The 13,443-nt window shown below is 62.6% G+C and carries 14 protein-coding genes and 1 other RNA gene; 10 read left to right on the top strand and 5 right to left on the bottom strand.

Annotated elements, in window-relative coordinates; genetic code table 11:
- Positions 1–33 precede the first annotated feature (33 nt).
- On the bottom strand, positions 34–798 hold the full coding sequence (locus N4R57_12115) for a DUF2182 domain-containing protein (GenBank protein ID UYV35808.1): 765 nt from the start codon (positions 796–798) through the stop codon (positions 34–36).
- A 91-nt stretch (positions 799–889) separates the two neighbouring features.
- On the opposite strand from N4R57_12115, the gene N4R57_12120 reads away from it, so the two are divergent.
- The 9 genes from N4R57_12120 (at position 890) to N4R57_12160 (ending at position 6,863) form a co-directional block, all read left to right on the top strand.
- A complete protein-coding gene (locus N4R57_12120; protein UYV35809.1) occupies positions 890–1,624 on the top strand; it encodes a FadR family transcriptional regulator in 735 nt (244 codons plus the stop codon).
- A 34-nt stretch (positions 1,625–1,658) separates the two neighbouring features.
- Positions 1,659–1,889 (top strand): aspartate aminotransferase, encoded by a 231-nt coding sequence (locus tag N4R57_12125; GenBank protein ID UYV35810.1) that lies wholly within the window; start codon positions 1,659–1,661, stop codon positions 1,887–1,889.
- A gap of 124 nt (positions 1,890–2,013) precedes the next feature.
- Positions 2,014–2,362, top strand: a transfer-messenger RNA (tmRNA) gene (gene ssrA, locus N4R57_12130).
- Positions 2,363–2,427: 65 nt separating this feature from the next.
- Positions 2,428–3,693, top strand: a complete 1,266-nt coding sequence (chrA, locus tag N4R57_12135) for a chromate efflux transporter (GenBank protein ID UYV35811.1) — start codon at positions 2,428–2,430, stop codon at positions 3,691–3,693.
- Between the two features lie 110 nt (positions 3,694–3,803).
- Positions 3,804–4,268, top strand: a complete 465-nt coding sequence (locus N4R57_12140) for a ClpXP protease specificity-enhancing factor SspB (protein ID UYV35812.1) — start codon at positions 3,804–3,806, stop codon at positions 4,266–4,268.
- 169 nt (positions 4,269–4,437) lie between these two features.
- On the top strand, positions 4,438–4,995 hold the full coding sequence (locus tag N4R57_12145) for a methyltransferase type 12 (GenBank protein ID UYV35813.1): 558 nt from the start codon (positions 4,438–4,440) through the stop codon (positions 4,993–4,995).
- Between the two features lie 75 nt (positions 4,996–5,070).
- Positions 5,071–6,462 carry a class II fumarate hydratase gene (gene fumC, locus N4R57_12150; GenBank protein UYV35814.1) on the top strand — a complete coding sequence of 464 codons (1,392 nt, stop codon included), beginning with the start codon at positions 5,071–5,073 and terminating at the stop codon, positions 6,460–6,462.
- The gene (locus N4R57_12155) at positions 6,462–6,638 is read left to right on the top strand and encodes a DUF4169 family protein (protein ID UYV35815.1); all 177 of its coding nucleotides are present in this window, start codon (positions 6,462–6,464) and stop codon (positions 6,636–6,638) included. The genes fumC and N4R57_12155 overlap by 1 nt, the downstream gene beginning before the upstream one ends.
- Before the next feature lie 6 nt (positions 6,639–6,644).
- Positions 6,645–6,863 carry a ribbon-helix-helix domain-containing protein gene (locus tag N4R57_12160; GenBank protein ID UYV35816.1) on the top strand — a complete coding sequence of 73 codons (219 nt, stop codon included), beginning with the start codon at positions 6,645–6,647 and terminating at the stop codon, positions 6,861–6,863.
- Positions 6,864–6,934: 71 nt separating this feature from the next.
- On the opposite strand, the gene N4R57_12165 is transcribed toward N4R57_12160, so the two are convergent.
- Positions 6,935–7,327 carry a cell division protein ZapA gene (locus N4R57_12165; protein UYV35817.1) on the bottom strand — a complete coding sequence of 131 codons (393 nt, stop codon included), beginning with the start codon at positions 7,325–7,327 and terminating at the stop codon, positions 6,935–6,937.
- Positions 7,327–7,812, bottom strand: coding sequence for a hypothetical protein (locus N4R57_12170; GenBank protein ID UYV35818.1), 486 nt, complete (start codon positions 7,810–7,812; stop codon positions 7,327–7,329). The genes N4R57_12165 and N4R57_12170 overlap by 1 nt, the downstream gene beginning before the upstream one ends.
- Before the next feature lie 292 nt (positions 7,813–8,104).
- Between N4R57_12170 and tkt the strand changes: the two genes are divergently transcribed.
- On the top strand, positions 8,105–10,123 hold the full coding sequence (gene tkt / locus N4R57_12175; GenBank protein UYV35819.1) for a transketolase: 2,019 nt from the start codon (positions 8,105–8,107) through the stop codon (positions 10,121–10,123).
- Between the two features lie 264 nt (positions 10,124–10,387).
- Here the strand turns inward: tkt and N4R57_12180 are convergent, their stop codons facing one another.
- Positions 10,388–11,347 (bottom strand): DUF808 domain-containing protein, encoded by a 960-nt coding sequence (locus N4R57_12180; protein UYV35820.1) that lies wholly within the window; start codon positions 11,345–11,347, stop codon positions 10,388–10,390.
- 88 nt (positions 11,348–11,435) lie between these two features.
- The gene (locus N4R57_12185) at positions 11,436–13,007 is read right to left on the bottom strand and encodes a trimethylamine methyltransferase family protein (GenBank protein ID UYV35821.1); all 1,572 of its coding nucleotides are present in this window, start codon (positions 13,005–13,007) and stop codon (positions 11,436–11,438) included.
- Between the last annotated feature and the right edge of the window lie 436 nt (positions 13,008–13,443).

The following is a 13,443-nucleotide window of genomic DNA, read 5'->3' on the forward strand; positions in this document are numbered from 1 at the left end:
GAAGTCTCTCCTCTTTGTTTGTCTCTTTTCGCCCTAAACGATCGCGCTCACACCGGTCCAAACCGCGCCCAGCACAAGCGCCACCCCCACAGGCCGGGTAACCCAGCGCCCGATCTCGGGAAGCTTTTCCAACGTCATCAACACCATCGCCAGCCCCATGAAGGCGATGTTCATGACACCCCCGACAAACGCCAGCAGCATCAGCGCCCAGCAACAGCCAAGACAAACAGCCCCCAACCGTAAACCATTACTCCACGGCCCCTCATCCCAATGCTGCATGAAAAAACTCAAAGGGCGGCGGCATTTCGACAGGCACGCCTCCTTGAGGGCGGTAAACTGATAGGCCCCCGCCAGCCCCAGCAACGCCGCTGATAGCAAGCCCGAGCGGCTGTCTCCAAACGCGCTGATCAAATCGGCCTGATAAAGCGCCAACTGCAACGCCGCCGCCAGCACGGAAAAGCCCAACCAGACCGCGACATAGCCCGCCACCAGATGCGAAAACCGGGTGTTTTCGGCGCTATGGCCAAGGTCATCATAGGTGGCAAAAGCCGGCAAAGCCGTCGGCGCCATCATCGCCGCGCTCATCAACATCCACATGCCGGTGATCCGCACCGCCCCCGCCGCATCCGGCGTCAGGCTGCACAGGCTCGCCCAAAACTCGCGCCCGTAAATCTGCCCGGCAATCCGCAAATCCTGCGGCACCGCCATCAGCAAAAGCATGATCCACGCCAACAGGATCAGCCCGAAAAGCAACAGCCAATGCGCGCCGCGCATCGCTCTGATCCGTTCAGCCAGCATGGCGTCCTCCTCCAAACCCCTTGGCGACTCACATGTCTTCTGCTTAATGTCAGACAATTGCCATCACGGCGCAAGCGTAAATGTCTGACAATTGAAAATTGACCCTCAAAGCTCCGCCGACCTCTCGGCCCAAATTGCCAAGGCGATCCGCGATGCCATCGTCTCCGGCGAGCTGATCGTTGATGAGCGCCTCCCCTCCGAGGCCGAACTCTCCGAGCAATTCGACGTCTCCCGCTCGACCGTGCGCGAAGCCCTGAAACGGCTCGCCGCACAATCGCTGATCCGCACCCAGCGCGGCGCAACGGGCGGTGCCTTCGTCAACCGGCTCAGCTTCAAAGCCGCTTACCCGCAGCAGATCACCACCTCGACGCTCTTGCTGTCGATGAACGCCGTCAGCTTCGAAACCGCCTGCGAAGCCCGCTATGCGCTCGAACGCGCCTGCGCGCCCCTCTCGGCCGAACGCCGCACGCCCGACCACCTCGCCACCATGCGCGCCGAAATCCACCGTCAGGGACAGCCGGGCCTCTCGGATGAAAGCTTCTGTGACAGCGATGTGGCCTTTCACCGCGCGCTGGTCGATGGCGCAGGCAATCCAGTGCTCAGCTATCAACTCGCCGGCGCGGTCGAAGCAATGCAGCCGTTGATGAACATGATCACCTTCACGGCCCGCTCGCGGGCGGAGATCATCGCCCTGCACACGGCCATTGCCGATGCGCTCGACGCGCAAGACGGCGGCGCGGTCGAAACCCACCTCCACGCGCTCGAAGCTTATTCGCGCAAACTGGGCCAAGACGTCATGGCAGAACGGGCAAAACGGCACAGTTAACCGGCTGTTAACCGAGAGTTGGCACCCTTTCCGCATGACGTATCGAGATTCTCCTATTCTGCCGGAAAACTGGTTGCGCGATTTGTTCGCCTGCAAAGCGGTGCAACAAGGCCAGATCGTGCGCCGCAAAACCCGCGATGTTGAGCGCTATGTCGGCATGGACCGCTTCCTTGACGAATTGCAAAACCGCGGCTTTCGCGCCGTCGAAAATCGCGGCCAAATCATCGTGTTCTGTAACCACGAACCGATCCGCCGCATCGCCTAAGCCGCCATCGAAATCTTTCAAAGATTTCGACCGGTTTTCTTTCAAAGAAAACCGCGACCCGCCGCACCCCAAAAATCTTCAAAAGATTTTTGACCGTTTTCTTCAAAAGAAAACGCCCCCGCGCCCCCTTTCAAACCGGCATCTTACGCCCTATATGTGATCTGTCCTTCGGGACTATGGACATAAACGCGCTCGTAATAAGCGGATCGGACCCGGGGGCGGTACCCGGCGACTCCACCAACACCCGTTCATTTGGCGGCTTTGGGGTCGAAATAGGATCGACGAACGTCTAAAGGGGTTAGCTTTGTCTCGGCTGTCTGCCACCGTTATCGGCGAAATCAAGCTAGTTGCAAATGACAACAAAGCTCCGATGGCTCTGGCCGCGTAAGCGGTTCGATCTATCGAAATCTTAAGCCCTGTCGCCTAGCAGCGGCAGGCGGGGCCCGCCGGAGCCGGCAACAGAATCCGGCACTTTCCCTCCCCCTCCCAACCCACCTCGTGCTTGTCCCTGCTGCGCGCCCATGCTCTACCTCGCGCTATGAGCCCCAGCACCCCCGACTTCCTGCGCAGTTTCGCCCGTATCGGCCTCCTTTCCTTTGGCGGCCCGGCGGCGCAAATCTCGATCATGCACGAAGAGCTGGTCACCCGCCGCAACTGGCTCAGCGAAGACCAGTTCCTCGGCGCGCTCAGCTTCTGCATGCTCTTGCCCGGCCCCGAAGCGATGCAACTCGCCGCCTATTCCGGCTGGCGGTTGCGCGGCACATTGGGGGGCCTGATCGCCGGCCTGTTCTTTGTGCTGCCCGGCGCTCTGGTGATCGCGGCACTGGCGGCGCTCTATCTGGCTTACGGCGATCTGCCCCTCGTCATCGCCGCCTTCGCGGGGGTCAAAGCCGCCGTCGTCATCATCGTCTTCCAAGCGCTCGCCAAAGTCGCCGGCAAAGCGCTCCACGGCCCGCTCGGCTGGGCGCTTGCGCTCGCGGGGTTCGGCGCAATCTATGTGCTTGGCCTGCCCTTCCCCCTTATCATCGCCAGCGCCGCGCTCATCGGCTTGCTCGCAACCACGAACCCCGCCACAAGCCCCGTGCCCGCGATTGAGACCACCCCGGCGCAAACCCTGCGCACCGCCCTTATCTGGGGCGCGCTCTGGGCTGCACCAATCGGCTTTGCCATCGCGCTTGACGCTACATTCCTTACCGACGTCGCACTCTATTTTTCACGCCTTGCCGTGCTCACCTTCGGGGGCGCCTATGCCGTGCTCGCCTGGATGGCGCAAACCGTGGTTGAAACCTATGGCTGGATCACCACGGGCGAGGTGATCGACGCCCTCGGCCTTGCCGAAACCACCCCCGGCCCGCTGATCCTTGTGACCGAATTCGTCGCCCTGCTCGCCGGCTATCACCATGGCGGCTGGACGATGGCGGCGCTGGCCGGGCTGATGGCGCTTTGGGTGACGTTTATCCCTTGTTTTCTCTGGATATTCACCGGCGCACCCTATGTCGAATACCTGCTCGCGCAACCCCGCCTCACCGGCGCTCTCAAGGCGATTACCGCCGCCGTTGTCGGGGTCATTGCCAACCTCACGTTGTGGTTTGCAATGAATGTGCTGTTTGGCACACTTACCGAAACGGCTTTTGGCCATTGGCCCGACCTGACAAGCCTCGATCTCACCGCCGCAGCCCTGACCACGCTGGCCGCGCTCCTCGGCCTTGGGCTGCGCCTTGGCATGATCCCGCTCCTCGCGCTCATGGCCCTCGCCGGGATGCTCTTTGCCTCATTCTCAAGCGGCCTCACGCTGCTGTCATGAAAACAGACGCATATTTTGCGCCCCGCCCCTTTCTCTTTCCTTCAGATCCCGTATTGTAATGCGCAGCACTTACCACTGAGCATCTAATGAGCACCTAAAACGGGGGGCAAATGTCACGCAGTATCGACTATGGCAGCCTCATGCACCGCGCCATGCGCGGGCTGATTCAGGACGTGCTTGAAGATATCGAAGAAAACGGCCTTCCCGGCGCGCACCACTTCTTTATCACCTTCGACACCACCCACCCCGAGGCCAAGCTCGCCGATTGGCTGCGTGATCGCTACCCCTCGGAAATGACCGTGGTGATGCAGCATTGGTATGACGGGCTTGAGGTCACGGACGAAGGCTTTGCCGTCACCCTCAATTTCGGTGATGCACCCGAACCGCTCTATATCCCTTACGACGCGATCCGCACGTTTGTGGATCCTTCGGTGGAATTCGGCCTGCGCTTTGAAACCCACGAGGAAGAGGAAGACGACCTCGACGAAGAGGACGACTTCCCCCTTGAAGAGGGCGAACCAGAGCCGACCCAGCAAGACGCCGAAGTCGTCAGCCTCGACAGCTTCCGCAAATAACCGCGCCCCGGGCGGGGGCTTCACACGATCCAAACCACTGCCCCCGGCCCGGCATGACAGGCCGGAATCGGTTTTGCGAAACTTCTGCGACATCTCGGCCCCGGCCCTTGATTTTGCGCGCGCCAACCCGCCAAAACACACCCGAACAGATCTCTGAAAGGGTCACGTCATGGCGTCCGAAATCGGCACCTTCCTCACCGAAATGATCCGCCATCCGGGCGAAGTTGTGGCCATCGCGCCCTCCTCCAAAAAGGTCGCCAAGAAAATGACCGAAGGGCTGGAACACGTGCGCGGCCCCGTGGTTGAAATCGGCCCCGGCACCGGTGCGATCACCAAGGCGATCCTCAAACGCGGCGTCACCCCGGCCCAGCTTACGCTGTTTGAAACCAATCCGCGCTTTTGCGACATGCTGCGCGCCCGCTACCCCGGCGTCACCGTGCTCAACCGCCCGGCGCAGGACATCCGCAGCTCCGGCCTGCGCGGCGTCGGCGCGGTGATCTCCGGCGTGCCCGTCCTCGCCCGCCCGCAAATCCAACGCGAAGTGGTGGGCCGCGCGCTCGGTGTCATGGCCCCCGGCGGCATGTTCGTTCAGATCACCTATTCCCCCACCGCCCCGATCTCTCCCCCGATGCAAGCGGAACTCGGCATTGTCGGCCATAGGCGCGGGATCGTCTGGTCCAACCTGCCCCCGGCGCATGTCTACGTCTACACCCGCACGCGCCACTGAACTTCGCCGATTGAATTCCCCCGGCCCAACCGCCATTCTGAGGCCGAATTGAATAGCGCGCCAAAGGGGCAAATCATGAGCAACACACGCAGCGAAAGCGACAGCTTCGGCGCGATCGACGTGCCGGCAGACCGGTATTGGGGCGCCCAGACCCAGCGCTCCATCGCCAATTTCCCGATCGGTTGGGAGCGTCAGCCCGTCGCCATCATCCGCGCCCTTGGCGTCATCAAACAGGCCTGCGCCGAAGTGAACCTCACCCTCGGGCGCCTTGACGAGGCACAGGCCAACGCCATTTCCGCCGCCGCTCAGGAGGTCGCCGCAGGCAAGCTTGATGACCACTTCCCGCTGGTCGTCTGGCAAACCGGCTCCGGCACCCAATCCAACATGAACGCGAACGAGGTGATCGCCAACCGCGCCATTGAAATGCTCGGAGGCGAGATGGGCAGCAAAACCCCCGTCCATCCCAATGATCACGTCAACATGGGCCAAAGCTCGAATGACACCTTCCCGACGGCCATGCATATCGCCACCGCCACCATGGCCCGCGACGTGCTCCTGCCGGGGCTCGAGCATATCCACGCCGCCCTCGCGGAGAAATCCGAAAGCTTCGCGCATATCATCAAAATCGGGCGCACCCATACCCAAGACGCGACGCCGCTGACATTGGGTCAGGAATTCTCCGGCTACACCCACCAAGTCGCCATGGCGATCGCGCGGATCAAATCCGCCTTGCCGCGTATCTATGAACTGGCCCAAGGCGGCACCGCCGTCGGCACCGGCCTCAACACCACCCATGGCTGGGCCGAGGCCGTCGCCGGGAAAATGGCCGACATCACCGGCCTGCCCTTTGTCACCGCGCCCAACAAATTCGAAGCCCTCGCCGCCCATGACGCGATGGTCGAAATGTCGGGCGCCCTCAAAACCGTGGCCGCGTCGCTCTTCAAGATCGCCAATGACATCCGCTTCCTCGGCTCCGGCCCCCGCTCGGGGCTGGGAGAGCTGATCCTGCCCGCCAATGAACCCGGCTCCTCGATCATGCCGGGCAAGGTCAACCCGACCCAATGCGAGGCGCTGACACAGGTCTGCGCCCATGTCATGGGCAATGACGCTGCCGTCGGGTTTGCCGGCTCGCAAGGGCATTTCGAACTTAATGTGTTCAAACCAATGATGGCCTATAACGTGTTGCAATCCATGCAACTTCTCGGCGACGCCGCGCGCGCCTTCACCGACAATCTGGTGGCGGGGCTACAAGCGGATGAGGCCCGCATTGATCGGCTGATGAAATCAAGCCTGATGCTGGTCACGGCCCTCGTGCCTGAGATCGGCTATGACAACGCCACCAAGGTCGCAAAAACCGCCCACGCCAACGGCAACACCCTGCGCGAAGAGGCGGTGCGCCTTGGCTTCGTTGATGAGGACACATTCGATCGCATCGTGCGCCCCGAAAAAATGGTCGGGCCTTCGTGATGGCCGAGATTGTCAATCTCAATAAGGCCCGCAAAGCCAGATCGCGCCGCAAGACCAAGGCGCAAGCCGATGAGAATGCTGTGAAATTCGGCCGCACCAAGGCGCAGAAATCGCTTGAGAAATCCCGCGCTGACAAGGCCGATCGCGACCACGACCAAACCCGGCGCGAGGATTAAGCAGCCATGTCGCGCCCGGTCAAACACTCGCTGTCGCTACGTGGCCACCGGACCTCGGTGTCGCTTGAGGCCGAGTTCTGGCAAGCCTTCCGCGACATCGCGGCCGAGCGTGGACAGCCGATCAACGCGCTCGCCGCTGAAATCGACGAAGCCCGTGGCCTCGACAGCGGCTTGGCCTCGGCCATCCGCCTGTTTGTCCTGAAACACTACCGCGAAAACCTGTAACGCCCGTGTCGTAGGGTGGGGTTTCACCCCACCGTCGCGCGCCGCTCTGGCCCGCACCGCTCGGGGAACCCCTAGCCCGCCTTCTCTTCCACTTCCGCCGCCAGCGATTCCGCCCGTGCGGCCAATTCGGCAAGGCTCTCGGTCACGCTTTCGGGCACCACCGGCACTTCCACCCGCTCGGCCTCGGGCTTGGGCGCACTGCGCAACGCCTCAACCTCGCGTTCCAATTCCGCCACCTTGATCTGCATCGAGCTCAGCTTGTCCTCGACCCCGGCGGTCTTGTCGGCCAGCATCAAGCCCGCCATCAGCAACATCCGCGCCTCGGGCAAACGCCCGGTCTGCTGGGTCAATGTCGTCGCTTCGGTGTCCAGCATCCGTGCAGCGGTCTGAAGGTAATGCTCTTCGCCCTCCTGACAGGCCACATCAAAACTGCGCCCGCCAATGTTGATCTCGATCTCCGGCATTACGCGCCCTCCCCGGCTTGCAACAGCGGCTCAAGCGCGCTCAGGATCGCCGCACTTTCGGCCCGGTCAGCAGCCCGCGACGCGCGCAAGCCTTCCAGCTCGGCCAGCATCGCCTTGTTGATCAGATGCGGCTCGCCCACACCTTTTTCGTTGGCCTCACGCAGCGCCGCATTCGAGCTGCGAAGCTGTTCGTTCGCCGCCCTCAGCCGCTGCAATTCGCCATCAAGCCGCGCCATGCTGGCGGCCTGCTCCTCGGTCTGCGCTTCCAGCGCGGCAATCTTGTTGTCCTGCTTTTCATGAAGCGCCTTGACGCGTTCTTCCAACTGCTGTCCGGCAAGCCGTTCATCTTCCAGCTCGGCGCGCGCGCGGGCCAATTCCTCTTCCGCCTCCGGGTTGCCCGATGCAACGCCCAGCGGCTCTATTCCCTTGGCAATCCGGTCAAGCGCGGCGGTTATACGGCGCTCCAACTCTTCTACCTGGCTCATTGCCCCACTCCTTTTTGGTCATGCACTGCCTTGCGCATTCTCCGCAGCAACCGCCTCGGCCACCGCTGGCTTCCGGGCTTTTCGCGCTTGCGGCTGCCTCACCGCGAATCAAGCGTGGTTGCCGGATTGCTTCAACTTTACTGCCTTTCACCTTGTTTCCAAACAAGGAAACGCGATCCCGCGCCCCGAACCGGCGGGCCATTGCCACCAATATGGGCTTTTGCCCCTCTTGCTCCCCGGTCTCAGCCTGATAATGAAACTCCGACGCCACCAATTTCAGAGGATTCCCGCCTTGGATATCGCAGCCCTTCGCGCCGCCAACCCCGATCACTGGATGCGCGCAGCCGCCATCCGCACGCTGACCCTCGATGCGGTCGCTGCCGCCAACTCCGGTCACTCCGGCATGCCGATGGGCATGGCCGATGTTGCCACCGTGCTGTTCGCCAACCACCTGAAGTTCGACGCCGCCGCGCCCGATTGGGCCGACCGTGACCGCTTCATCCTGTCGGCGGGCCATGGCTCGATGCTGCTCTATTCGCTGCTCCACCTCACCGGCTACCCGGAAATGACGCTCGAACAGCTCAAGAATTTCCGCCAGTGGGGCGCGATCACCGCCGGCCACCCCGAATATGGCCATGCGCCGGGCATCGAAACCACCACCGGCCCCTTGGGTCAGGGCATCGCCAATTCCGTCGGCTTCGCCATGGCCGAGGAAATCCAGCGCGCCCGCTACGGCTCCAAGATCGTTGATCACTATACCTATGTCATCGCCGGTGACGGCTGCCTGATGGAAGGGATCAGCCAAGAGGCCATCGGCCTCGCCGGTCGCCACGAACTGTCAAAACTGGTGGTGTTCTGGGACAACAACGACATCACCATCGACGGCAAGGTCTCGCTCTCGGATCGCACCGACCAAGTGGCGCGCTTCAAGGCCTCCGGCTGGCACGTTCAGGAAATCGACGGCCACAACCCCGCCGAAATCGACGCCGCCATCACCGAGGCCAAGAAAGCCAAACAGCCCTCGATGATCGCCTGCAAAACCCATATCGCTCTGGGCCACGCCGCTCAGGACACCTCCAAGGGCCACGGCGCGCTGACCGATCCGGGTCAGATGCAGGACGCCAAACAGGCCTACGGCTGGACAACCGGCCCCTTCGAAATCCCTGACGAGATCAAATCGTGGTGGGAAAGCGTCGGCGCGCGCGGGGCCTCCGCCCACGCCGAGTGGGACACCCGCTTTGCCGCCCTCTCCGAGCGTCGCCAAGCCGAGTTCCTGCGCGCCTATGCAGGCGACGCGCCCAAATCCCTCGCGGGCCGCGTGCGCGCCCTGAAAAAGCAGATCTCCGACGAAGCCCCCAAAGTGGCCACCCGGAAATCCAGCGAAATGGCGCTCGAAGTCATCAACCCGATCATGACCGAAACCGTCGGCGGCTCGGCCGATCTCACCGGCTCGAACAACACCAAAACCGGTGATCTGGGCATGTTCGATGTGGACAACCGCAAGGGCCGTTACGTCTTTTGGGGCATCCGCGAACACGGCATGGCTGCGGCGATGAACGGCATGGCGCTGCACGGCGGCGTGCGCCCCTATGGCGGCACGTTCTTCTGCTTCACCGACTACGCCCGCCCGGCGATGCGTCTGGCGTCCCTGATGAAAATCCCCACCGTGTTCGTCATGACCCATGACAGCATCGGTGTCGGTGAAGACGGCCCCACCCACCAGCCCGTCGAACACCTTGCCATCTGCCGCTCGACGCCGAACTCCTACACGTTCCGCCCCTGCGACACGGTGGAAACCGCCGAAGCTTGGGAAATCGCCCTGACCAGCAAGGAGACCCCCTCCGTGCTGGCCCTCACCCGCCAAGGGCTGCCCACGCTCCGAACCGAGCATAAGGCCAAGAACCTCACCGCTCAGGGCGCTTATGTTCTGGCCGATAGCGAGGGCAAGCGTCAGGCGATCCTCATGGCCACCGGCTCCGAGGTCTCCGTCGCCATGGAGGCCCGCGATCTGCTTCAGGCCGAAGGCATCGGCACCCGCGTCGTCTCCATGCCCTGCTGGGAGCTGTTTGAGCAGCAAGACGAAGCCTACCGCCGCCGCGTCCTGCCCGGCGGTGCCGCCGTGCGCGTCGCGATCGAGGCCGGCGCCCGCCAAGGCTGGGACCGCTGGCTCGCCGGTGAGCGCGGCAAATCGCAAAAATCCGCTTTCGTCGGGATGGAAGGCTTCGGCGCCTCCGCCCCTGCCGGAACCCTGTTCGAAAAATTCGGCATCACAGCCGAGGCGGTGGCGGCGAAAGTGAAAGAGCTGCTCTGAACGCGGCCCCTTTATTGACTGACAAAAGACCCGGCCCCTGCGCCGGGTCTTTTATTGAGCAACAGAACTGCGCCGACGCCGCTTCCCTTCTCCTGCGCGATTTGCGGCCCCTTAGGCCGCCGCGCATCGCAGGCGCGCCCCTACGCGGCTGCGATTGGCTGGCGTTGTGCGCGACATTGGCTTAGCTCGGGCTTGGCAGGCATAAACCGCATCCCTATTTCGTTGCATCGCATCCGCGCGCGCCTGCAATGCGCGGCTCTTCCCTCACGCTTTCCCTTTGAACACCGCGCCCCAAACCGGCCCGATCACCTTCACGCCAAGCGGCAGCAACACCAAGCCGACAGCCACGCCAAACACCGCGTCCAGCCCGGCGGTCATCACCCATTTCAACGCGCCGACATAGCCCCCGCTGATCCCGCTCACCGCGCGGTCCACAAGGTCATGAATAACATCATAGGGCGCATGCACCCCCATCTCGTGCAGACCATGCACAATGATCGAGCCCCCAACCCAAAGCATCGCCGCCGTGCCCACCACCATCAACAGGTTCAAGAACCCCGGCATCCCGGCCACAATCCCGCGCCCCAATGCCCGCGTCGAGCGTAACCGCCCCTTCGCGCTCATCAACAAGCCCAGATCGTCCATCTTCACGATCAGCGCCACGCTGCCATACACCGCCACCGTGATCCCGATCGCCACCACGGCCAGCGTCGCCGCCTCCATCCACAGGGTGCTCGTCGGGATTGCCGCCAGCGTGATCGTCATGATCTCAGCCGAGAGCACGAAATCCGTCTTGATCGCCCCGGCCACTTTTTCTTCTTCCAAATGCGCCGGATCCCCGACCGCCTCGACCTCATGCGCGTGGTCGCGTGCAAAGAATTTGTGCCAGACCTTCTCGGCCCCCTCAAAACACAAATACGCCCCGCCCAGCATCAACAGGATCGGGATAAGCCACGGCGCAAAACTCGACAACAACAGGCCTGCAGGCAACAATATCAATAACTTGTTGCGGATCGAGCCAAGCGCGATGCGCCCGACAATGGGCAACTCCCGGCTTGCCTCGAACCCCTGAACATAGGCCGGTGAAACGGCGGCGTCGTCAATCACCGCCCCTGCCGCCTTGGCCCCGGCCTTGGCCGCCTGCCCGATCACATCATCCACGCTCGCCGCCGCCACTTTGGCAATCGCCGCCACGTCGTCCAACAATGCCAAAAGCCCGCTCATGCCTGCACCTCACTCTGGTTCATGGCCCGACCCTACCCCATCCAAGAGCGGTTGCGTAGACCGTCGAGCGCCTCCGGCCGCGCGTCGCTCAAATCATCTCCATCGCGCCGCTCGTCGCCTCCAGAACAAACCGCTCTCCGGCCTTGACCACCTCGGCAATCTCGCGCCGCTGATCTTCGCTCAGATACCCCTCCTCCGGGGCGGCACCAATCAACGCCAACGCCCGCTCCTGTGCGGCCTCAAACGCCGTGCGCCGGTCGGTCTTCTCGTAATCATCGCGCCCCTGACGCAGGAACACCCCCGGCACATGCTGCTCCCGACACAGCGCCAGCGTCTGCTTGCTATCAAGAAAATGCCCGCCAACGCGGATGCCCATCACCTCGTCCCAGTTCATCGCCTGCGCCGACACTTCCGGCGGGGTCAGCGTCTTGCGGATCATCGCCCCCACCTCATTGTCCAAAACCGCCTGCACCGGGCTGAACACGGTGGCGCATTCCAACTGCCCGACACCGCCCAGTATGTCGGCCCCCGCCGTCGCCACCGCCTGCCCCAGCATGGCGCGCTCGGCGCTCGACTGCACATCCACATCCGGCGTGTCCGACCCCGCGCCATAGGTATGCGCCAGCAATCCAAATCCCTCTTTCATCAACTGGATCGCCATCCCCGCCATCTGCACGCTCTCGGGACAACTCTGCAACGCCGACCCCGTCGCCATGTCCAGCGTGAACATCAACGGCGTCGCAACCACCGGCGTGCCCGGCGCCAACACATGCGCCAACGTCACCATCGCCACGATCTCTGCAGCGGCCATCAAAACCATCCCCGCAGGCGTCAGCGGCGCCGATCCCCCGGCCGAGGGCAGCGAACAGGCATGCAGCGGCATGCCCAACCGCCCGGCTTGAATGATGCACTCCGTGTCCATGAACTTAAACTCAAGCGGCGTGAAGGAACAGGTGATGCAACTCGCAATCGGACGCGCGCGAAACGCCGCCTCTCCACCGGCGGCAATCGCCGCGATCTTCATATCGAACTCGACGTTTTCCTTGCCATAGGGCTGCAACCAGCAATGTTTCGTGGTCCGCTGGATCATCTCGCCAAAGGCATGAATATCCGCCGTCATCTCCGGCACACCATGCACGAACGGATGCGCCACAAACCCCACCTGATCCAGCCCCTCGGCCACGGCGCCCATCTCGCGTACCGCCTGAAAATCGGTGTTGCGATAGCGCGCATCACGCGGATCAACATAGCCATGAGCGCCCGTCCCGGTGCGCATGATAAACTGCCCGTCGCCGCGCGGCAGCGCAATATCACGCGTCTTTTGCTTACCGCAAAGCCGCACCGCTTTCGGCGTCTCGCGCAGGGCCTCTTCCACCAATTCCACAGGAAGACGCAGCCGATCCGCCCCGCCCCCCTCAACCGCGCCCGCCGTCAACAACGCCGCCCGCGCGGCGGGGTGAATAACCACCACGCCATAATCCTGCAACAACGCCATGGCCTGCGCCCGGAATTGCTCCAGATCCCCTTGCGACAAAAATCGCCCCTGCGCCCGTCCGGCGCTACGGTCATTCAAATGAAACGCATCGGCCACGCGTGGCCCTTCACGCAGAACCCCGCGCCCGCGCCGCTTCGGATTTCGTTTTGGTGTTTTTGCGGTCATGTCATCCTCCATCGCAAACCAATCGAGAGATGGCACCACACCGTTTTCGCTCACTGCGGGCCCACTTGAGCTGTCAAAACGCTACGCGCCCATTTGCCCAACCGTCAAGCCAAACGCACACATAGGCCGCTCCAACAGCTCTCTACCAACCGCAAGCGCACAGCATTCAGGCCACGATCAGGCTACACACTGAGCGCAGAGCCAGCGAGCCTGCACACAAATAGATTTGTTATTGGTTTTTGCTATACGGCAATGGCTTGGCAAGGCCTGAGCGGCAAACGGTCGGTTCATTTTCAACGCGACGAGCACCGAAAAAAGAAAAAATACACGCGCAAAGTTCATGCAACACATGAGCTCTCCTCCATAATCCACTGATTGAAATAGGAAAGCTGGAAAGCCTGCCCAGACTTGGGGCAGGCTTCTGTCAGCTATAAAC

The organism is Rhodobacteraceae bacterium D3-12 (assembly GCA_025916135.1).
In the GTDB taxonomy this organism is placed as follows: domain Bacteria; phylum Pseudomonadota; class Alphaproteobacteria; order Rhodobacterales; family Rhodobacteraceae; genus JAKGBX01.